The sequence below is a fragment of the Kosakonia oryzendophytica genome, from assembly GCF_900094925.1.
In the GTDB taxonomy this organism is placed as follows: domain Bacteria; phylum Pseudomonadota; class Gammaproteobacteria; order Enterobacterales; family Enterobacteriaceae; genus Kosakonia; species Kosakonia oryzendophytica.
Window position 1 is genome coordinate 116735 of the sequence record NZ_FMAY01000013.1, and the last position, 21178, is coordinate 137912.

The 21178-nt window shown below is 50.8% G+C and carries 17 protein-coding genes and 2 rRNA genes; 9 read left to right on the plus strand and 10 right to left on the minus strand.

What is annotated here, in order from left to right; genetic code table 11:
• Positions 1-398 precede the first annotated feature (398 nt).
• Positions 399-3227, plus strand: a complete 2829-nt coding sequence (locus tag GA0061071_RS19465) for an autotransporter outer membrane beta-barrel domain-containing protein (protein ID WP_088236982.1) — start codon at positions 399-401, stop codon at positions 3225-3227.
• Positions 3228-3292: 65 nt separating this feature from the next.
• On the opposite strand, the gene typA is transcribed toward GA0061071_RS19465, so the two are convergent.
• A complete protein-coding gene (gene typA / locus GA0061071_RS19470) occupies positions 3293-5116 on the minus strand; it encodes a ribosome-dependent GTPase TypA (RefSeq protein ID WP_061499509.1) in 1824 nt (607 codons plus the stop codon).
• Between the two features lie 380 nt (positions 5117-5496).
• On the opposite strand from typA, the gene glnA reads away from it, so the two are divergent.
• The 4 genes from glnA to GA0061071_RS23355 all read left to right on the plus strand — a co-directional run bounded on the left by glnA (position 5497) and on the right by GA0061071_RS23355 (position 9873).
• Entirely contained in the window at positions 5497-6906 is a 1410-nt protein-coding gene (gene glnA / locus GA0061071_RS19480; protein ID WP_061499512.1) for a glutamate--ammonia ligase, read from the plus strand.
• Positions 6907-7172: 266 nt separating this feature from the next.
• Positions 7173-8222: a nitrogen regulation protein NR(II) gene (gene glnL, locus GA0061071_RS19485; protein ID WP_061499515.1), complete on the plus strand. Its 1050-nt coding sequence runs from the start codon at positions 7173-7175 to the stop codon at positions 8220-8222.
• 8 nt (positions 8223-8230) lie between these two features.
• A complete protein-coding gene (glnG, locus tag GA0061071_RS19490) occupies positions 8231-9640 on the plus strand; it encodes a nitrogen regulation protein NR(I) (protein ID WP_061500261.1) in 1410 nt (469 codons plus the stop codon).
• Positions 9641-9750: 110 nt separating this feature from the next.
• Positions 9751-9873, plus strand: coding sequence for a YshB family small membrane protein (locus GA0061071_RS23355; RefSeq protein WP_139109680.1), 123 nt, complete (start codon positions 9751-9753; stop codon positions 9871-9873).
• A 64-nt stretch (positions 9874-9937) separates the two neighbouring features.
• On the opposite strand, the gene hemN is transcribed toward GA0061071_RS23355, so the two are convergent.
• On the minus strand, positions 9938-11311 hold the full coding sequence (gene hemN / locus GA0061071_RS19495) for an oxygen-independent coproporphyrinogen III oxidase (RefSeq protein WP_061499518.1): 1374 nt from the start codon (positions 11309-11311) through the stop codon (positions 9938-9940).
• A 186-nt stretch (positions 11312-11497) separates the two neighbouring features.
• Positions 11498-12001, minus strand: coding sequence for a Der GTPase-activating protein YihI (yihI, locus tag GA0061071_RS19500; RefSeq protein WP_061499522.1), 504 nt, complete (start codon positions 11999-12001; stop codon positions 11498-11500).
• A 572-nt stretch (positions 12002-12573) separates the two neighbouring features.
• On the opposite strand from yihI, the gene yihA reads away from it, so the two are divergent.
• Complete coding sequence (gene yihA, locus GA0061071_RS19510) at positions 12574-13200, plus strand: ribosome biogenesis GTP-binding protein YihA/YsxC (protein ID WP_088237047.1); 627 nt, start codon at positions 12574-12576, stop codon at positions 13198-13200.
• A gap of 91 nt (positions 13201-13291) precedes the next feature.
• Here yihA and spfP read toward each other — a convergent pair whose 3' ends face one another.
• The gene (spfP, locus tag GA0061071_RS23850; protein WP_071892919.1) at positions 13292-13339 is read right to left on the minus strand and encodes a small protein SpfP; all 48 of its coding nucleotides are present in this window, start codon (positions 13337-13339) and stop codon (positions 13292-13294) included.
• A gap of 165 nt (positions 13340-13504) precedes the next feature.
• Positions 13505-16291 (minus strand): DNA polymerase I, encoded by a 2787-nt coding sequence (polA, locus tag GA0061071_RS19515; protein WP_088236981.1) that lies wholly within the window; start codon positions 16289-16291, stop codon positions 13505-13507.
• A gap of 423 nt (positions 16292-16714) precedes the next feature.
• On the opposite strand from polA, the gene GA0061071_RS19520 reads away from it, so the two are divergent.
• Entirely contained in the window at positions 16715-17623 is a 909-nt protein-coding gene (locus GA0061071_RS19520; RefSeq protein ID WP_088236980.1) for an acyltransferase, read from the plus strand.
• A gap of 13 nt (positions 17624-17636) precedes the next feature.
• Here GA0061071_RS19520 and dsbA read toward each other — a convergent pair whose 3' ends face one another.
• From dsbA to GA0061071_RS19535, 3 genes are all read right to left on the minus strand, one after another.
• Positions 17637-18260, minus strand: a complete 624-nt coding sequence (gene dsbA / locus GA0061071_RS19525) for a thiol:disulfide interchange protein DsbA (RefSeq protein ID WP_061499535.1) — start codon at positions 18258-18260, stop codon at positions 17637-17639.
• A 16-nt stretch (positions 18261-18276) separates the two neighbouring features.
• A complete protein-coding gene (locus GA0061071_RS19530; RefSeq protein WP_061499538.1) occupies positions 18277-19263 on the minus strand; it encodes a serine/threonine protein kinase in 987 nt (328 codons plus the stop codon).
• 75 nt (positions 19264-19338) lie between these two features.
• Positions 19339-19608 (minus strand): YihD family protein, encoded by a 270-nt coding sequence (locus GA0061071_RS19535; protein WP_061499540.1) that lies wholly within the window; start codon positions 19606-19608, stop codon positions 19339-19341.
• Between the two features lie 69 nt (positions 19609-19677).
• On the opposite strand from GA0061071_RS19535, the gene mobA reads away from it, so the two are divergent.
• On the plus strand, positions 19678-20262 hold the full coding sequence (gene mobA / locus GA0061071_RS19540) for a molybdenum cofactor guanylyltransferase MobA (protein ID WP_088236979.1): 585 nt from the start codon (positions 19678-19680) through the stop codon (positions 20260-20262).
• Positions 20259-20768, plus strand: coding sequence for a molybdopterin-guanine dinucleotide biosynthesis protein MobB (gene mobB / locus GA0061071_RS19545; protein WP_088236978.1), 510 nt, complete (start codon positions 20259-20261; stop codon positions 20766-20768). The genes mobA and mobB overlap by 4 nt, the downstream gene beginning before the upstream one ends.
• A 71-nt stretch (positions 20769-20839) precedes the next feature.
• On the opposite strand, the gene rrf is transcribed toward mobB, so the two are convergent.
• Both rrf and GA0061071_RS19555 read right to left on the minus strand, forming a co-directional pair.
• A 5S ribosomal RNA gene (rrf, locus tag GA0061071_RS19550) occupies positions 20840-20955 on the minus strand.
• A gap of 94 nt (positions 20956-21049) precedes the next feature.
• Positions 21050-21178: ribosomal RNA gene (locus GA0061071_RS19555) — 23S ribosomal RNA — on the minus strand; the annotation flags it as partial.

Genomic DNA, 21178 nt, shown 5'->3' on the forward strand with positions numbered 1-21178 from the left:
AACGGTGCAGATTAATTTTAGCAAAAAATAAAAATAATTCACCACAACTATAGGTTTAACAAACTAAGAAACTCACCAAAACCCATAAAATACAAAGAGTTAAAAATTAATTTCTTAGATGAAAATTAAAAATATTTAATAAGACTAATTGATTAAAAGATAACATCATTTGAATTTATATTTGCTTCAGAAAAACACATAACGTGAAAAGGAGCAAGTATTAACTGAACAGATGAAAATTTTGACGTGAGTAGATACATCTTGTGATTAGAGATTGAGGTTTAAGACGATTCAAAAGCTTATATCCTGAACCAGCCACAAAATTTATATATTTAATTTAAAAACCCACATATCAATACAAATGCGGTGGGTGTCTTATTCCCTGCGGGGAGGTAAATATGTCACATTCAACAAAATATTCGCCGATAGCAATCGCTATTTCTGCGGCTCTGGCATCAATATTCATTCCAGTCCACGCAGCGTATTTAAATTTCAATGACTTGCCTGCAACAGGACTGGTGTCTGATTTACCAGCTGAGATCCAGGCGCTTATTCCATCCGGCGCAAGTGCAAATTACAGTAAAAACACCAGCGATCCTAACTATGTATATCAATGGAACACTGGCAGCATCCCAATTTATGGTAACGGTATTACGCTGAATGGCCCCGGTGCCGAAGCATTTGAACATACCGTGACTGTTATTCAGAACTCGGCGACTGGCAGCCCGGGCGTCATATTTGGCGATGACTTAACGATTTATACGCAATCCAAAGTTGCGGCAAATAACGGTAAAGACGTTGATGGGATCCGTACACACGGTACCAATACACCTGATAATCCGGTATTTGTAATAACGGGCGATCGCACCAAAATTTACGTTAACGGAGACAGTGGCGACGGGATTAATGCAGGTTACAGCTCTTTTAGTCAGGGTTATCTTGGTTCCGCTAACATCTACATTGGCAACGATGCGTATATTGAAACCACCGGTAACACCGGGCGCGGCGTTACCGCTTATGCCATCAAGGACGCCACCGCGGCAAAAAATAATATTATCCTTGGCGATCGCGCACATATCGTTACCCGCGGCAACTATGCAGAAGGTATTCGCGCATACCAAAGCGGTTCTTATATACGCCTCGGACAGGATGCAGTAATTGAAACGTACGGTAAATTGGCTTATGGCGCTTACGCAGGAGCCTCATCGAAGATTGAATTGGGCAAAAATGCCGATATCACCACCAATCTGGATGGCGCAAACGCGATTTATGCCAACGTCTCTTCAACGATCTCTTTAGCGGAAGGCGCTTCCATAACAACCAACGGTTTTGGCGCTTATGGGGTGTACGCCATCAATTCAATCGTCAATTTAGCGGAAGGCGCTTCCATAACAACCAACGGTGTTGACGCTTATGGGGTGTACGCCACCAATTCAATCGTCAATCTCGGCGATAACGCATCCGTCACCATTAATAATAACAGCGGCACCGCATCCTCCGGTTTGCATGCGTTGTCGAAGGGGAAAATCAATCTGGCAGGCGGTGCAACCATTACCATGGCCGGAGACAAAGCCAGCAATAACTATGCAATGTCGACCGTCAGCGGTGGGGTGATCGATGCTTCAACCGGCGGAAGATTCACCATTGATGGCGATATTTCCTCATCCGGCGATAACAGCGCCATTCTGCTTTCCATGCGAGACAATTCATTATGGGATGGCGCATCCTATATTACCGGTGCAGCAACAACAGCGCTCACCATGAGCAATGCCGTCTGGAATATGACCGACAGCTCGACACTGACCAATCTGACACTGGATTCAGGTGCGGTGGTGAATGTTCTGCATGATAACGACGGGTTATGGAAGACGCTGACGGTGAACGGTGATTACACCGGTAACGGTGGTACGCTCGCCTTTAATACCGTGCTGGCTGATGACGCCTCTGAAACAGACAAAATGATTGTCAAAGGGAATACCGCTGGTAACACCTTTGTCGCCATTAATAACATTGGCGGGACAGGGGCACAAACGGTTGAAGGTATCGAAATTATCGAAGTCGAGGGAAACTCCGCCGGTACCTTTGAAAAAGCAGGCCGTATCGTCGCCGGGGGCTACGACTATAACGTGGTGCAGAAAGCCAACAACTGGTACCTGACCAGCAAGGTCGAAGATGTGGAACCAGAGCCTGATCCGGTCGACCCCGGGCGCCCTATTGCACCACCGTCGATTGACCCGGTTTCACCGGCTGGTGAGCATCAGTATCGCCCTGAATTTGGTAGTTATCTGGCCAACAACTATGCGGCAAATACACTGTTCATGACTCGTCTGCATGATCGCCTGGGTGAAACACAGTACACCGATATTCTCACTGGCGAGAAGAAAGTCACCAGTCTGTGGCTGCGTAATGTTGGTGGTCATACCCGTTTCAAAGACGGCAGTGGTCAGTTAAAAACCAGCGGCAACCGCTATGTTATGCAACTGGGGGGCGATCTGGCGCAGTGGAGTACTGACGGTCTTGACCGCTGGCATGTGGGTGCAATGGCGGGCTATGCCAACAGTAATAACACCACAAAATCGAACCTTACCGGCTACCACTCCAGCGGGAAAACCTCGGGTTACAGCGTAGGGTTGTACGGTACCTGGTATGCAAATGAAGCGGACAAAACAGGTGCCTATGTTGATAGCTGGGCACTCTACAACTGGTTTGATAACGACGTAACAGGCCAGGAACAAGCGACGGAAAAATATAAGTCCAAGGGCATCACCGCGTCGGTTGAAGCAGGTTACAGCGTTAAAGTCGGCGAAAATGAACAGCGCAGTTTCTGGATCCAACCCAAAGCCCAGCTGGTCTGGATGGGGGTTAAAGCCGATGCTCATCGCGAGCAGAACGGCACACAAGTGAAAGACGAAAGCAGTGGCAATCTGATGACCCGCCTTGGCGTGAAAGCCTACCTCAGCGATCGTAACCCGGTTGACGCAGGTAAAGACCGCCAGTTGCAGCCATTTGTTGAAGCTAACTGGATCCACAACACGCAGACCACACGAGTGAAAATGGATGATGTAAGCAACAGCATGAGCGGTACGAATAATATCGCTGAACTGAAAGCAGGCGTGGAAGGCCGGGTTACACCAAACCTGACACTGTGGGGCAACGTTGCTCAGCAGGTAGGGACCAAAGGCTACAGTGACACACAAGGTATGCTGGGCGTGAAATACAGCTTCTGACAAACATACCGCCATAAAAAAAGCCGCTGATTCAGCGGCTTTTTCATTACTGGCAAGAAGAAGTATTACTCTTCTTTCGCACCGCGCATGGCGCGTTTACGGTCGTTCTCAGTCAGGTAGCGTTTACGGATACGAATAGACTGCGGCGTTACCTCTACCAGTTCGTCGTCGTCAATAAACTCCAGCGCCTGCTCAAGGGTCATCTTAACCGGCGGAACCAGAACCGTTGCTTCGTCAGTACCTGACGCACGCATGTTGGTCAGTTTTTTACCGGTCAGGCAGTTAACGGTCAGGTCGTTAGAACGACTGTGAATACCGATAATCTGGCCTTCGTAAACTTCAGCACCGTGGCCCAGGAACAGCTTACCGCGATCCTGCAGACCGAACAGAGCAAACGCAACCGCTTTACCCTGACCATTGGAGATCAGTACGCCGTTGTTACGCTGACCCACTTCACCCGGACGAACGTCATCGTAATGGCTGAAGGTGGAATACAGCAGACCAGTACCGGAAGTCATGGTCATGAACTCAGAACGGAAGCCAATCAGACCACGGCTTGGGATCACGTAGTCGAGACGTACGCGACCTTTACCGTCCGGATTCATGTTTTTCAGGTCGCCTTTACGCTCACCGAGCGCCTGCATCACAGAACCCTGGTGTTGCTCTTCAACGTCCAGCGTAACGTTTTCGAACGGCTCTTGTTTACGGCCATCGATTTCACGGAAGATAACTTTCGGACGGGAAACCGCCATTTCGAAACCTTCACGACGCATGTTCTCGATAAGCACGGACAGGTGCAGCTCACCACGGCCGGATACACGGAACGCATCCGCATCTTCGGTTTCTTCCACACGCAGCGCAACGTTGTGCACCAGCTCTTTGTTCAGACGGTCGAGGATCTGACGTGAAGTCACGTACTTACCTTCTTTACCACAGAACGGAGAGGTGTTGACGTTGAAGAACATGGTCACAGTCGGTTCATCAACAGACAGTGCCGGCAGCGCTTCTACATTTTGCGGATCGCAGATGGTGTCAGAGATGTTCAGCTCGCCCAGACCGGTGATCGCAATGATATCGCCCGCTTCTGCGACTTCGCTATCAATACGCTCCAGCCCCAGGTGAGTCAGGACTTTACCGACTTTACCGTTACGGGTTTTGCCTTCGCTATCAATGATAGTGACCTGCTGGTTCGGTTTCACTTTACCGCGCTTGATACGACCAATGCCGATTACACCAACGTAGTTGTTGTAATCCAGCTGAGAGATTTGCATCTGCAGGGTGCCGTCCAGATCAACGTTCGGCGCCGGTACATGGTCAACAATCGCCTGGTACAGCGGGGTCATGTCTTCAGCCATGTCTTCGTGGTCCATGCCCGCGATACCGTTCAGCGCAGAAGCGTAAACGATCGGGAAGTCCAGCTGCTCGTCGGTCGCATCCAGGTTAACGAACAGGTCAAAGACCTGGTCAACAACCCAGTCAGGACGCGCGCCAGGGCGGTCAACTTTGTTGATTACCACAATCGGTTTCAGGCCATGGGCAAATGCTTTTTTGGTCACGAAGCGCGTTTGCGGCATCGGGCCGTCAAATGCGTCAACCACCAGCAGCACGGAATCAACCATGGACATAACACGCTCAACTTCACCACCGAAGTCGGCGTGCCCTGGGGTATCAACGATGTTGATACGGTAATCATTCCATTTGATAGCGGTGTTTTTCGCGAGGATAGTAATCCCACGCTCTTTCTCCAAATCGTTGGAGTCCATCACACGCTCTTGTGTTTCAGCACGTTCGTCGAACGTACCGGATTGCTGCAGCAGCTTGTCAACCAGGGTCGTTTTACCGTGGTCAACGTGAGCAATGATGGCGATGTTACGCAGATTTTCGATCACAACTTTGCCTCAGGCATTAGAAATAGCGCGTTATTGTACACGTATTAATCGAAGGACTAAACAGGATCACAAACATCCTCCGCAAACAAGTATTGCAGAGTTGCTTTGTGATCGCTTTCACGGAGCGTTAAAAGGGGCATTTAACGAAAATTGCACCAATATAGTGCCCAATATTCACATAGAAGCACTATATTGGTGCAGCTTAACCATCATGGTGCAGCCCTTTTGCACGATACCGTGCATGATAACGCCTTTTTAGGGGCATTTAAAAGTTGGCATAGATTTCGCTTTAACTATTTTACGGCAACAACGCCAGGTTTACGTAGTATTTGAAGACCTCGTTACCACGACGACAATGACAAATCCGGGAGAGTTTAAGTATGTCCGCTGAACACGTTTTGACGATGCTGAATGAGCACGAAGTGAAGTTTGTTGATCTGCGCTTCACAGATACCAAAGGTAAAGAACAGCACGTCACTATCCCAGCCCATCAGGTCAATGCCGACTTCTTCGAAGAAGGTAAAATGTTTGATGGTTCTTCGATTGGTGGCTGGAAAGGCATCAACGAATCCGACATGGTGCTGATGCCGGACGCGACTACCGCTGTCATTGACCCGTTCTACGAAGAACCTACACTGATCATCCGTTGCGATATTCTGGAACCTGGCACCATGCAGGGTTACGACCGTGACCCGCGCTCCATCGCAAAACGTGCTGAAGAGTACCTGCGCGCTACCGGCATTGCAGACACCGTTCTGTTCGGGCCAGAGCCGGAATTCTTCCTGTTTGACGACGTTCGCTTCGGCAGCTCAATTTCTGGCTCCAGCGTCGCTATCGACGATATCGAAGGCGCATGGAACTCCTCTACCAAATACGAAGGTGGTAACAAAGGTCACCGTCCGGCAGTGAAAGGCGGTTATTTCCCGGTTCCACCGGTTGACTCTGCTCAGGACCTGCGTTCCACCATGTGTCTGGTGATGGAAGAAATGGGCCTGGTTGTTGAAGCTCACCACCACGAAGTGGCAACAGCAGGTCAGAACGAAGTGGCAACCCGCTTCAACACCATGACCAAAAAAGCGGACGAAATTCAGATCTACAAATACGTTGTGCACAACGTTGCGCACCGTTTCGGTAAAACCGCAACCTTTATGCCGAAACCGATGTTCGGTGATAACGGCTCCGGCATGCACTGCCATATGTCCCTGTCCAAGAACGGTACTAACCTGTTCTCTGGCGACAAATATGCAGGCCTGTCTGAAACAGCGCTGTACTACATTGGCGGCGTAATCAAACACGCGAAAGCCATCAACGCCCTGTCTAACCCAACCACCAACTCCTACAAACGTCTGGTCCCGGGTTACGAAGCGCCGGTAATGCTGGCTTACTCTGCCCGTAACCGTTCTGCTTCTATCCGTATCCCGGTGGTTGCTTCCCCGAAAGCACGTCGCATTGAAGTGCGTTTCCCGGATCCGGCAGCGAACCCGTACCTGTGCTTCGCAGCACTGCTGATGGCGGGTCTGGATGGGATTAAAAACAAAATCCATCCGGGCGAAGCCATGGACAAAAACCTGTACGATCTGCCGGCTGAAGAAGCGAAAGAAATCCCGCAGGTTGCAGGCTCTCTGGAAGAAGCACTCAACGCACTGAGCGCTGACCGCGAGTTCCTGACTGCTGGCGGCGTGTTCACTGACGACGCGATCGATGCTTACATCGCTCTGCGTACCGAAGAAAACGACCGCGTTCGCATGACGCCGCACCCGGTAGAGTTCGAACTGTACTACAGCGTTTAATAAATTTAATACTCAGCGGACTTCTTGTCGTAGTAAGGCGGCAACTGAGCGAATCCTCGGGAGCATAGATAACTATGTGACCGGGGTGAGCGAAGGCAGCCAACGCAGTTACGGCGAGAAAGACGCCAGAGGATTTGTTGCCGTGGAACTTTTTAGCCCATCCCAGGATGGGCTTTTTTCTCCACCAACAACCTGATCTATCGCGCTTTTTACCGATAAAAAGCTATACTGCACTAAATTAGTGCAACTTTCCGGGAGACTGCTGAATGGCAAGTGGCGTGCTGCCCGATGCTGGGCAGATCCTCAATTCTTTAATCAACAGCATCTTGCTGGTTGATGATGAACTGGCAGTGCATTACGCGAATCCGGCTGCGCAACAATTACTGGCGCAGAGTTCACGTAAGTTATTTGGCACACCTCTACCTGAATTACTGAGCTACTTTTCACTGAACATCGATCTGATGCGGGAAAGTCTGCACGCCGGACAGGGGTTTACCGATAACGAAGTAACACTCGTCATTGACGGGCGTTCACACATACTTTCACTGACGGCGCAACGTTTGCCGGAGGGTTTGATCCTGCTGGAAATGGCGCCAATGGATAACCAGCGACGTCTGAGTCAGGAGCAGCTCCAGCACGCCCAACAAGTCGCCGCGCGCGACCTGGTGCGTGGACTGGCCCATGAAATCAAAAACCCACTGGGTGGACTACGTGGCGCCGCGCAGTTGCTGAGTAAAGCACTGCCCGACCCGGCATTGCTGGAATATACCAAAGTGATCATTGAGCAGGCCGACCGCCTGCGCAACCTGGTGGATCGTCTGCTTGGCCCGCAGCAGCCTGGAATGCATGTGACCGAAAGCATTCATAAGGTTGCCGAACGTGTGGTGAATTTAGTGTCGATGGAGTTGCCGGATAACGTCACGCTGGTCCGCGATTACGATCCCAGCCTGCCGGAACTGGCTCACGATCCCGACCAAATCGAGCAAGTTTTACTGAATATTGTCCGCAATGCGTTGCAAGCGCTGGGACCGGAAGGCGGCGAGATCATTTTACGTACCCGCACCGCTTTCCAGCTAACGCTGCACGGTGTGCGCTATCGCCTGGCGGCGAGAATAGATGTGGAAGATAACGGTCCGGGTATTCCTTCGCATCTCCAGGATACCCTGTTCTATCCAATGGTGAGCGGGCGTGAAGGCGGCACCGGGCTTGGGTTATCTATCGCACGCAATTTGATCGATCAACATTCTGGCAAAATTGAATTTACCAGTTGGCCAGGACATACCGAATTTTCGGTTTACCTGCCTATTCGGAAGTAGAGGTGTTTATGCAACGAGGGATAGTCTGGATCGTTGATGACGATAGCTCCATCCGTTGGGTGCTTGAACGCGCGCTCACCGGGGCAGGCTTGAGTTGTACAACATTTGAAAGTGCCAATGAAGTGCTAGATGCGCTAACCACCAAAACCCCTGATGTACTGCTTTCGGATATTCGTATGCCAGGGATGGATGGACTTGCGTTACTGAAACAGATAAAACAGCGCCATCCGATGCTTCCGGTCATCATTATGACCGCACATTCCGATCTGGATGCCGCCGTTAGCGCCTATCAACAAGGGGCGTTTGATTATCTGCCCAAGCCATTTGATATTGATGAAGCGGTTGCGCTGGTCGAGCGTGCAATCAGCCATTATCAGGAACAGCAGCAACCGCGTAATGTACAGGCCAGCGGCCCGACAACTGACATCATCGGCGAAGCCCCGGCAATGCAGGATGTGTTCCGCATTATAGGTCGCCTGTCGCGCTCGTCCATCAGCGTGCTGATTAATGGTGAATCCGGTACTGGTAAAGAGCTGGTCGCACATGCGCTGCATCGCCATAGCCCACGGGTTAAGGCGCCGTTTATTGCGCTAAATATGGCCGCCATCCCAAAAGATTTGATCGAGTCTGAACTGTTTGGTCACGAGAAAGGGGCCTTTACCGGCGCGAATACTGTGCGTCAGGGCCGTTTTGAACAGGCCGACGGGGGGACGCTGTTTCTCGACGAAATCGGCGATATGCCGTTGGATGTGCAGACCCGTTTGCTGCGTGTACTGGCTGATGGCCAGTTCTATCGCGTGGGCGGTTACGCACCGGTAAAAGTCGATGTACGCATTATCGCAGCCACGCACCAGAACCTTGAGCTGCGGGTTCAGGAAGGGAAATTCCGTGAGGACTTATTCCATCGTCTGAACGTTATTCGCGTGCACCTGCCACCGCTGCGCGAACGTCGGGAAGATATCCCTCGCCTTGCGCGGCACTTTTTGCAGGTTGCAGCCCGTGAGCTGGGGGTGGAAACCAAGCAACTCCACCCTGAAACAGAAGCGGCGTTAACGCGTCTGCCCTGGGGCGGGAACGTGCGTCAGCTCGAAAATACCTGCCGCTGGCTGACGGTAATGGCTGCAGGTCAGGAAGTCCTGATTCAGGATCTCCCTGCTGAGCTTTTCGAAACGACCGCGCCGGATAATCCATCACAGAGTCTGCCGGACAGCTGGGCGACCCTGCTGGCGCAATGGGCGGATCGCGCGTTGCGTTCCGGTCATCAAAATCTGCTCTCTGAAGCGCAACCAGAGATGGAGCGGACGCTGCTGACCACCGCACTGCGGCATACACAAGGGCATAAACAGGAAGCGGCGCGCTTGCTCGGCTGGGGCCGCAATACCCTGACGCGTAAGCTGAAAGAGCTGGGAATGGAGTAGACGGCAGTAGAAATGTAAAGATTGAATTGCCAGTGCAAATTGCTGCAATTTCACACTTTACTGTTACTCGCAGTTAAGTATGATCTTGCCCGTTCACGGGGGAGTTCATCATGCTGGAATCATTCATCAATATGGTTACGACAGGCGTCGAAGCTGGCGCGTCTGCAAGCCATACACCGCAAACAGCCATCGCGGCTGTGCTTTGCGCCGCGTTGGTTGGGCTGTTTAGCTAACCTTACTGACGGCACTGCGCTTATCAGGCCTACGCACCATGTTGTAGGCCTGATAGCACGCTCGCTAAATCACCCGAGAGAATTGCTGCAACCGCGCTTTCTGGCGCAGATAGGCGTCGAAGCACATGCAAATATTGCGGATCAGCAAACGCCCTTTCGCCGTGACCTGTAACCCTGCGTCATCAACCACCACCAGCCCGTCGTCCGCCAGCGGCGCTAACAAGCGCAAGTCCTCGGCAAAATAGTCGCGAAAATCGATACCCCAGACGTTTTCCACCGCACCGAACGCCAGACGGAAATTGCAGATCAGCATTTTGATCACGTCACGGCGAATACAGTCATCACGGGTCAGCGCAATCCCCCGCCATAGCGCGTTACCGCGTTCGTCTACTTGCTGATAATAATGTTTCAGCTCTTTCTGGTTTTGCGCGTAGCTGTCGCCAATCATGCTGATGGCAGAAACGCCCAGTCCCAGCAGATCGCTATCACCCTGGGTGGTGTAACCCTGGAAATTACGGTGCAACACTCCGTTACGCTGTGCCACGGCCAGCTCGTCATCCGGGCGGGCAAAATGATCCATACCGATAAACTGATAACCCGATGTGGTGAGCGAGGTGATGGTTTGCTGCAAAATATCCAGCTTCTGTTGTGCGGAAGGCAAATCGGCATCTTTGATTTTGCGTTGCGCGGCGAACAGCGTCGGCAAATGCGCATAGTTGAACACGCTGAGACGATCCGGGCTCAGCGCCGCCACGCGTTGTAGCGTAAAGGCAAAGCTTTCCGGCGTCTGTTTTGGCAGTCCATAAATCAGATCGATATTGGTCGAAGTAAAACCGATTTTCCGGGCATGATTAAGCAGCGCGAAGATAAAATCTTCATCCTGCTCGCGGTTAACCAGACGCTGAACTTCTTTATTAAAGTCCTGCACCCCCATGCTCAGGCGATTAAAGCCTTCGCTGCGCAGATGATCGAGAACATCCAACTCAATTTCACGGGGATCCACTTCGATCGAGATTTCCGCGTCATCGTTAAAAGCAAAATGCCCTCGCAGGAGCCCCATCAGGCGGGTAATTTGCGCTTTATTCAGGTAAGTTGGCGTACCGCCGCCCCAGTGCAACTGGCTGACGTGGCGGCCTTTAAACAGCGGCGCACGATGAACGATCTCGTGTTCCAGCGCATCCAGGTATTGATCGGCTTTATGCTGCTGCCGGGTAACAATCTTATTGCAGCCGCAGAAATAGCACAGCTTGTGACAAAACGGGATATGAACGTACAGCGATAGCGGACGTTCCGGATAACGCGCAACAGCACGCTGAAAATCCTCTTCGCCGTAAGCGTCGGAAAACTCCAGCGCGGTAGGGTATGAAGTGTAACGCGGCCCGGAATAGTTATATTTCTGGATGAGGGCCAGGTCCCAGTCGATCACATGCTCTGACATTGCTTACTCCTTCCGATGACGCCGCTGGCGGGTCCGGCGGCCCGGCCTGACCTCGTTGCGGGTCATAAGCCGGTTGCGCAGCCACACTTTGCGCCGCGACAACCGCTGTAGTTTAACGAATAACCACACCAGATAACATATAACCGGAAGGGTTATAAGCAGGACGGGAAGGCCCATAGAAAAGGATTAATTGCCGCCTTTCAGCAGACGCATCATATCTTCCTTGCGCTCTTCTTCTTCCTCATCTTCATCATCATCGTAAGAGAGGCCCAGTTTCTGCATCAACTCATCAATACGATCCAGTTTGGCATCCACCCACGCCTGGTCTTCAGCGCTCAGGGTTTCGCCCTCTTCCAGACGTTCCAGTAGCGCATCCAGGCGCTCATCCGTTTCCAGCATCTCCAACTCATCCTGCGGTGAAAGCATAGGTTTCTCGCTCTTAGGTTTGTGGTGCTTTTTAACCTGGGGTTCGGTAACGCCCAGTGGGATCGGTTTTTTGCTGCCAATGCGCGGATCTTTTTGCGGTTTACCCTTGCCGGAGCCGGAAGACTCAGCACCACCGTTCGCGCGGCTGCCGGAAGCATTACCGCGATGCTTTTTGTCACGTTTGCGATCGCGGCCTTCCTGATTTAATTCTTCACGTGTTTTACGGCGTACTTTGCTGCGTGGTTGGGCGGACGGTTTTTTCATGATGGTCGTCTTAAGTCGTTTTCTTCAGTATAGAATTGCGGCGGAATCTAGCAGAAAGCAAGCAAAGAAAAAAGGCGACAGTGCAAACTGTCGCCTTTTTTCTTGACCCTTAACCCATAATGGGTTCTACATTCCGTGTGCGCTATCAACCAGCCCTGTTTTTCCGTTAGCGTCGAACATTCCCTGTTGGGGTTCCTTTTTCCTTGTAAACGTCTCCAGACGTTTTGTCCTGTCTTCGCCTCCTGGCGCTCCTGACCCCTCACTCCTTGAGTCATCCTTCCTTCTATAGCCTCCTGGCCTGCGAGTTACTTTACCCTTCTGAGCGAAACTGACAAGCAGTTAGATGCCTCGATCCGATAAATTAGGAAAATTCTTTAAAACCAACTCGTTGATTTAACATAGTTTACCGGTTTCGGTTGCCTGCAACTTCTCTGAAATTTCGCATAGCAGGAATAGCCAATTTCTTACAACGTTTGAGACAAGGACTCACAAGTGAGTTTCTGACGAGAAAAACAGCCTTTTGCGGTAGTTCAGGTATAATCGCCGCATGCTTTCTGATGGAGACGACCATTTTGACTAACTGGAATTACCAACAGACGCACTTTGTTACCAGTGCGCCTGATATTCGCCACTTACCCGCCGACACCGGCATCGAAGTGGCTTTTGCTGGCCGCTCCAACGCAGGAAAATCGAGTGCGCTTAACACGCTGACAAACCAGAGAAACCTGGCTCGCACGTCAAAGACGCCTGGCCGTACGCAGCTTATCAACCTGTTTGAGGTCGCCGATGGCAAACGCCTGGTCGACCTGCCGGGGTATGGCTATGCAGAAGTGCCGGAAGAGATGAAAATCAAATGGCAGCGCGCACTCGGAGAGTATCTGGAAAAACGCCAGTGCTTGCAGGGTCTGGTGGTGTTAATGGATATTCGCCATCCGTTAAAAGATCTTGATCAGCAGATGATCCAGTGGGCCGTAGATAGCAATCTCCAGGTGCTGGTGCTGCTCACTAAAGCGGACAAACTTGCCAGCGGCGCGCGCAAAGCGCAGCTCAATATGGTGCGTGAAGCAGTGCTCGCTTTCCAGGGAGATGTTCAGGTTGAAGCGTTCTCTTCACTGAAAAAACAGGGCGTGGATAAATTGCGTGAAAAGCTGGATACCTGGTTTAGCTCGCTGCCGCCGGTTGAAGAAAGCAAGGAGTAATTCCTTCCATCCACGCGGCACCCGCCGCGTTTTCCTTTATTTTGCACAATAAAAAACGCCCCAGTCATTACTGACTGGGGCGGCTAAATATTCAGCCAAATCCGATTACGTGAAGTAAAAGGTCTGAAAGATAGAACATCTTACCTCTGTACCCTACGCGAATAACTCTACTCCCTTTTTGGATCCGGAAAAAGCATTTTTTGTAATTTCTTTTCAATATTTACATAGGGAATTCTAATGATCATCACAAAACCCCCGGTCATTTGTTGCTTACTTACAAAAAAGAAGCTTATCCACCGCGGACTTAGTGCGCTTGATCCCAGTTTTGGCCACTCCCGACTTCCACCAGCAACGGCACATCAAGCGTGGTACTACTCTCCATTAGTTCATGGATCTTTTTCGACACCGCTTCAAGATCGTCTTTGTGCACCTCAAACACCAGTTCATCGTGAACCTGCATGATCATACGAACGCGCGGTTTTTCACTTTGCAGCCATGCGTCTACCGCGATCATCGCGCGTTTAATAATGTCCGCCGCCGTACCCTGCATCGGCGCGTTGATTGCCGCGCGTTCCGCACCAGCACGCCTTGCCGCATTGCTGGATTTGATGTCCGGCAAGTACAGACGACGCCCTTCGAGGGTTTCAACATAACCGCGATCTTTCGCCTGCGCACGCGTGCGTTCCATATAGTCCAGCACACCCGGATAGCGCTCAAAGTAGAGATCCATATACTTTTGCGACTCTTTGCGCGGGATATTGAGCTGACGTGATAACCCAAACGCGCTCATTCCGTAGATCAGACCAAAGTTAATGGCCTTGGCGCTACGACGCTGCTCATTACTGACGCTTTCGAGTGGCAGACCAAACACTTCCGCTGCCGTCGCGCGGTGAATATCTTTCCCTTCGGCAAATGCCGATAGCAGGCCCTTATCGCGCGACAGGTGAGCCATAATGCGCAGTTCAATTTGCGAGTAGTCCGCAGAGACAATCACATGATCCTTCGGCGCAATAAACGCCTGGCGAATGCGGCGGCCCTCATCGTTACGCACCGGAATATTTTGCAGGTTCGGATCGGTTGAGGAGAGACGCCCTGTCGCCGTTACCGCCTGATGATACGACGTATGTACGCGCCCGGTTTTCGGGTTAATCATCTGCGGTAATTTGTCGGTGTAAGTTGATTTGAGTTTCGCCAACCCACGGTACTCCAGGATCACTTTCGGCAGCGGGTAGTCAAGCGCCAGCTCTTCCAGCACCTCTTCTGACGTAGACGGTGCGCCGCCCGGCGTTTTCTTCAGCGGTTTAATACCCTGTTTTTCAAAAAGAATAGTTTGTAATTGCTTCGTGGACGAGAGATTAAAAGGCTCTTCGGCAATCTCATGGGCCTTTTTCTCCAACTCCGCCAGACGCAGGGTCAACTCTTCCGAGTGCTTATGCAATACGGCAGGATCGATATTTACCCCGTTGCGTTCAATGCGGGAAATCACTGGCACCAGCGGCATTTCGATGTTCTGAAACACGTTAAGTGGTCCAGCGTTTTTTTGCAGTTCCGGCCACATCTTCAGATGCAGTTGCAAGGTTACGTCAGCATCTTCCGCTGCATAGCGACCTGCCTGTTCCAGATCGATCTGGTTAAAGGTCAGTTGATTTTTACCCTTGCCGGCAATCTCTTCAAAGGTGATGGTTTTGTGTTTCAGCCAGCGTTCAGAAAGACTGTCCATATCATGGCGACCCGCCACGCTATCCAGTGTGTAGGACTCCAGCATGGTATCAAACACAATACCGCGCAGTTCAATACCGTAATTTTGCAGAACGCCACGATCGTATTTCAGGTTCTGGCCGACTTTAACGGCTTTTTCATCTTCCAGGAGTGGCTTGAGCAGCTCCAGCGCACGTTCACGGGAAATTTGATCCGGCGCATCCAGATAGTCATGCGCCACCGGCACATACGCCGCAACACCAGGTTCAGTGGCAAAAGAGAGCCCAACCAGGTTGGCGCTGATATTGTCCAGGCTATCGGTTTCGGTATCAAAGGCAAACAGTGGCGCGCTTTTCAGCTTTGCAATCCATTGTTGCAATGTCTCTTCATCAAGGATAGTGACGTACTTATCCGCAGAGAGCGTCGCTGCCGGGATATCCGCATCGGCGTCTACGGTAATGGTTTCCTGAGGTTTCGTTGCCGGTTTCGCCCCTTTTGCCTGCAACCACTTACCGGCTTCAACATCGGTAATCCAGCGTTTGAATTCATACTGTTTGAACAACCCAAGCAGCTCTTCCGCCACGGGCTGCTGCACTTCAAGTTGTTCGCAAGTCAGCTCCAACTCAACATCGGTTTTAATCGTTGCCAACTGATAAGAGAGGTAAGCCACCTCTTTACTCTGCTCCAGCTTCGCCGCCATGGTTTTCGCCCCGCGGAAAGTCAGGCCAGCGATTTTATCCGCCTGCTCATACAACGTATCTAAGCCGCCAAGCCCCTGCAGCAGCGCTTGTGCGGTTTTCTCACCAACGCCAGGTACACCCGGGATGTTGTCCGAAGAGTCGCCCATCAATGCGAGGAAATCGATAATCAGTTCCGGTGGAACACCGTATTTGGTGACTACTTCATCTGGTCCAAGAATAGTGTTGGTCATGGTATTGATAAGAGTGATATTTGGCGTGACCAGCTGCGCCATATCTTTATCACCCGTGCTGATCAGCACCGGGCGACCCATTTTTTCTGCTTCACGGGCCAGCGTACCGATCACATCGTCCGCTTCTACGCCGGACACCGCCAACAGCGGCAATCCCATCGCTTTGACCATGGCGTGAAGGGGTTCAATTTGCGCACGCAGATCATCCGGCATTGGCGGACGATGCGATTTGTAATGTTCAAACAGTTCGTCACGAAAGGTTTTTCCCTTCGCATCAAACACCACTGCGGCATGTGTCGGCTGGTACTGCAAAATCAGGCTACGCAGCATATTCAGTACGCCATACATCGCCCCTGTAGGTTCGCCCGCGCTGTTAGTCAGGGGGGGGAACGCATGATAAGCGCGATAGAGGTAAGACGAACCGTCAACAAGGATAAGGGGATTTTCTGGGATCTGAACCATGATGTCCGTGCCTGTTTATTAATTTATGGTCCAAGGATGCCACAGACCGGGGGAAACATGAATTTTTCACGGTAATTGGCGGCAAAGATTTCGCGATCGTCGGGATCGCTCGCATATTCAACCTGTGGATAAGTTTGTGTATAGTTTCTTTCAGGCTGGACTTTTGTGTCTTAACTAAGATCGCAGGATTATACAAAACCTTTTATTTCATATAATTAAAACAGTAAAAAAGATCCTTATGGCTTTATGATGACAATTTAAGCTATGTGGATATAAGAAAAGCTGATTTGTTTTTCCCGTGCCAGCATAACCAGGTATTACCAGCAAGGTTTAAGCATTCCTGTCCTCTGTTTTCTGATAAAATCCCGCATTGCGCTTTTCTCTGGTGCGCCTTCAGCAGCTAACTTTCTGAATAATTTAACTATGTCGAGATTGCTTGCAGTATTCACTCTGACGTTGAGTGTCCTGCTCACCATATTGGTTACTGTCGTTTGCTCCGTGCCGATCATTATTGCCGGCATGCTCAAACTATTACTGCCGGTTCCGGCGCTTTGGCGTGCAATCTCAGCCTTCTGCAATTTTATGATGTACTGCTGGTGCGAAGGGCTTTCCTGGCTGTTGTACCTTAATCCGCATTTGAAGTGGGATGTCGAAGGACTGGAAAGCCTGAATAAAAAGAATTGGTATTTGCTGATCTGCAATCATCATAGCTGGGCGGATATCGTGGTGTTATGCGTGCTGTTTCGCAAACATATCCCGATGAATAAGTACTTTCTCAAGCAACAGCTTGCATGGGTTCCATTTATCGGCCTTGCCTGCTGGGCGCTGGATATGCCATTTATGCGCCGCTACTCCAGGGGGTATTTGATCCGCCATCCTGAACGCCGAGGCAAAGATGTGGAAACCACACGACGTTCCTGTGAGAAGTTTCGCCATCACCCCACCACCATAGTCAATTTTGTTGAAGGCTCGCGTTTTACCGAACAAAAACGCAACGAAACGCGTTCCCCTTATAAAAACCTGCTGCCGCCAAAAGCCGCAGGTATCGCCATGGCGTTAAATGTGCTGGGGACGCAATTCGATAAGCTGCTAGACGTCACGTTATGTTACCCGGAAAACGATAAGACTCCTTTCCAGGATATGCTTAGCGGTAAACTGACTCGCATTGTTGTACGCATTAACCTGCTCCCGGTAAATGAAGAACTACACGGGGACTACGTCAGTGATAAGAATTTTAAGCGTGGTTTTCAGCAGTGGCTGAATAAACTATGGGCAGATAAAGACGAACTTATTGACGCGATAAAGACACAATACAAAAACGCCGGTCAGTGACCGGCGATTTCTTTTACTTCTTCTCGACCAGGAATTTCACCGTGTCGGCATAATCTTTCACGAAGGCATCCAGGCTACTACCATCCATGCCTTGCTGATTAATCTGGTATTTGCCATTCACAAACATGGCCGGAACCCCTTGCAATTGCAGATCGGCAGCCGCTTTTTCCTGTTGAGCAACCAGTGATTTCACCACAAAGCTGTTCCAGGCGGCATCATACTCTTCCCCCTTCACACCCGCAGCGATAAAGACGTCACGGATATCGGCAACAGACTGAACGGTCTGGGTTTTCTGCACCGCTTCAAACATTGGCGCAGTGATCTTATCTTCCACGCCCAACGCCATCGCTACCGCCCACGCTTGCGTCATCTCTTTACCCAGCGGGCCAAGAAACTCTACGTGATACTTGGTCATTTTGGTGCCTTCCGGCAGTTTTTGCTTAACCGCATCGGCAATATGCCATACACGTTCAAAATCGTAGCAGTGCGGGCAGTAAAATGAAAAGAACTCAAGTACCTGCGGCTCGCCAGCCACGGGTTTATCCAGAGTAATGAACTGCTTGCCATCGGTGATCTGCGCTGCAGAGGCGCTAAATGCCAGAATCATTCCTGCCAGCGCCAGCCAAATCTTCTTCATGGTTAACTCTCTCCGTTTAATACATGGGTGTTAATGCTAAAGGGGGTTCCTGCAGAACTTTTACCTGCTCAAGGAAACTCACTGTCTGCCTGCGCCAGTGATCTTCACTGTTCAGCCAGGGGAAATTTTTGGGGAATGCCGGATCGTCCCAACGACGGATAAGCCACGCAATATAGTAGACCATCCGCATGGCGCGCAGCGGCTCAATAAGGCCTAACTCGGCATGATTAAACTCGCTGAATTCCTCATAAGCTTCAACGATCATCTCAAGCTGCATACGCTGCTCAGCTTTATCGCCATGCAGCAACATCCACAGATCCTGAATCGCAGGACCGTTGCGGGCATCGTCAAGATCGACAAACATCGGTCCGTCGCGCCAGAGAATATTCCCGGCATGACAGTCACCGTGCAGGCGCAGCAGATTAAAGCGGTTGTGCCATTGCGCCATGACAGCATCAATAAGCTTATCTACCGCAGACAGGAACTCACTTTTTAAACCCGCCGGGATTAGAGCTGTTGTTTCAAAGAGCTGGCGAGGTTCTAATAAATACTCTTTTACTCCAATGTCCGGTCGATGGGCGAAGCGTTTTTTGCTGCCGGTTTGATGCAGACGCCCCAGATACCGCCCCACCCACTCCATCTGATCAAGATTATCAGCCTCGAACTGGCGGCCGCCAACGCTTGGGAAAATCGCAAAAAAGAAGCCGTTATGGGTTAACAAGGTCTGGTTGTTAAAAGCAAGCGGCGCGGCAACGGGAACGTCATCACGCTGTAAATCCAGAGCAAACTCGTGCTCTTCAAGGATTTGCTCTGCTGACCAGCGTTCGGGACGATAAAACTTCACCACATAACGGCGGCGATCTTCATCCTGAAACTGGTAGACACGGTTTTCGTAGCTGTTGAGCGGAGTGAGACCGGAGTCCACCCGGATCCCCTGCTCAAACAGCGCATCCATAATGGTATCCGGGTGTAGTGTCTGGAAAGTAAAAGCGTTACAGGTCATCCTGTCATCCGAAAATACAACGAATGATTCAGGATATCATTTTGCAACGTTTTCGGTGGCGCCGCTTACAAGCTTTTACTCTTTAATCACGCCGCGAGCGCGCAGCAGAGCGGTTTTGAAATCTTCTTCATAATCTTTTTGAATACCAGGGATCACCGCGTCTTTCGATGAATCGCGCATTTTCAGGTGATAGATCAGAATGTCGTCACTTAAATCAGCCAGTTCGCCGTCATAACCTGATTCTTTCGCCAGTTTCTGCAAGAATTGCAGTAAATTCAGTTCCGGCTCTTTCTGCCATGCAGGCTGGAGAAGTTCGATAACTTCGTTCAGGCGTTTACATTTCATGGTCGTGCTCCTTACTCTTGATACAGACACGTTAGCAGGGTCAATCCCACAATAAAAGAGGCGATAACTGTGACGGACAGCAGCGCAGTAACCGGCGTAGTACTGGCGGGAGGAAAGGCCTCACGCATGGGGGGAAAAGATAAAGGCTTGCTGGAGCTGAACGGCAAGCCTTTATGGCAACATGTCGTGCAGAGACTGAGACCGCAGGTTGAACACGTGGTGATCAGCGCCAACCGCAACCTTGATATCTATCGCGCGAGTGGTCTGACTGTGGTGCCTGACAGTCTGAATGATTTTCCTGGCCCGCTGGCAGGAATACTTTCGGTAATGCAGAAAATAGACAGCGAGTGGTTTCTGTTTTGTCCTTGCGATACGCCCTATGTACCAGAGAATCTTCTCGCCCGGTTGCAGGTTCAACGTCAACAGGCCCCTGCGGTGTGGGTGCATGATGGCGAGCGAGATCATCCGGCTATCGCTCTGATTAACAGGCGCATTCTGCCAGCGTTACAAGACTACCTGGCGCGTGGAGAACGCAGAGTAATGGTGTTTATGCGTGAATCAGGCGGACACCCTGTAGATTTTAGCGATGCGAAAATCGCATTTGCCAATGTAAATACGCCAGACGATCTTGCTCACTGGCAGGAGAATTCATGATCCCTTTACTCGCGATTGCAGCCTGGAGCGGTACAGGTAAAACAACCCTTCTAAAAAAACTGATCCCGGCACTTTGTGCACATGGAATCCGACCGGGTTTAATCAAACATACCCATCACGATATGGATGTCGATAAGCCAGGAAAAGACAGTTATGAATTGCGTAAGGCTGGTGCGGCGCAAACGCTGGTGGCAAGTTCTCAGCGCTGGGCTTTGATGACAGAAACACCGGATGATTCTGAACTGGACCTGGCGTATCTGGTCAGTCGGATGGATGCATTAACACTGGATGTGGTTTTGGTAGAAGGGTTTAAGCATGAAGCGGTAGCAAAGCTTCTGCTTTGGCGGCAAAACTGTGGACACAGTCTGCAAGAACTCATATTGGATGAACATGTTATCGCTGTGGTCAGCGATGAATCATTGGAAATCAACGTTCCGGTGCTGGATCTGAACAATATTGAACAGATTGTCGACTTTATTTTGCGCTGGTTGCGCTCTACCGGCTAGTTTCCCGATTTTTTCGCAAGGGATAAAAGCAAAAAACCCCGACCTTACGGTCAGGGTTTTTCTTATTTGATGCCTGGCAGTTCCCTACTCTCGCATGGGGAGACCCCACACTACCATCGGCGCTACGGCGTTTCACTTCTGAGTTCGGCATGGGGTCAGGTGGGACCACCGCGCTGTTGCCGCCAGGCAAATTCTGTCATCAACACACCTTCCGGTCTGTCAATCTAATCTGTATCAGGCTGATTATTGTCTCTCTTCCGCCAAAACATCTTCGGCGTTGTAAGGTTAAGCCTCACGGTTCATTAGTACCGGTTAGCTCAACGCATCGCTGCGCTTACACACCCGGCCTATCAACGTCGTCGTCTTCAACGTTCCTTCAGGAGACTTAAAGTCTCAGGGAGAACTCATCT

What these genes read in the sequence shown, in the direction of transcription:
- GA0061071_RS19465 (WP_088236982.1), top strand. Translation starts at nt 399, where the DNA reads ATGTCACATTCAACAAAATATTCGCCGATAGCAATCGCTATTTCTGCG.
- glnA (WP_061499512.1), top strand. Translation starts at nt 5,497, where the DNA reads ATGTCCGCTGAACACGTTTTGACGATGCTGAATGAGCACGAAGTGAAG.
- glnL (WP_061499515.1), top strand. Translation starts at nt 7,173, where the DNA reads ATGGCAAGTGGCGTGCTGCCCGATGCTGGGCAGATCCTCAATTCTTTA.
- glnG (WP_061500261.1), top strand. Translation starts at nt 8,231, where the DNA reads ATGCAACGAGGGATAGTCTGGATCGTTGATGACGATAGCTCCATCCGT.
- GA0061071_RS23355 (WP_139109680.1), top strand. Translation starts at nt 9,751, where the DNA reads ATGCTGGAATCATTCATCAATATGGTTACGACAGGCGTCGAAGCTGGC.
- hemN (WP_061499518.1), bottom strand. Translation starts at nt 11,311, where the DNA reads ATGTCAGAGCATGTGATCGACTGGGACCTGGCCCTCATCCAGAAATAT.
- yihI (WP_061499522.1), bottom strand. Translation starts at nt 12,001, where the DNA reads ATGAAAAAACCGTCCGCCCAACCACGCAGCAAAGTACGCCGTAAAACA.
- polA (WP_088236981.1), bottom strand. Translation starts at nt 16,291, where the DNA reads ATGGTTCAGATCCCAGAAAATCCCCTTATCCTTGTTGACGGTTCGTCT.
- GA0061071_RS19520 (WP_088236980.1), top strand. Translation starts at nt 16,715, where the DNA reads ATGTCGAGATTGCTTGCAGTATTCACTCTGACGTTGAGTGTCCTGCTC.
- dsbA (WP_061499535.1), bottom strand. Translation starts at nt 18,260, where the DNA reads ATGAAGAAGATTTGGCTGGCGCTGGCAGGAATGATTCTGGCATTTAGC.
- GA0061071_RS19530 (WP_061499538.1), bottom strand. Translation starts at nt 19,263, where the DNA reads ATGACCTGTAACGCTTTTACTTTCCAGACACTACACCCGGATACCATT.
- GA0061071_RS19535 (WP_061499540.1), bottom strand. Translation starts at nt 19,608, where the DNA reads ATGAAATGTAAACGCCTGAACGAAGTTATCGAACTTCTCCAGCCTGCA.
- mobB (WP_088236978.1), top strand. Translation starts at nt 20,259, where the DNA reads ATGATCCCTTTACTCGCGATTGCAGCCTGGAGCGGTACAGGTAAAACA.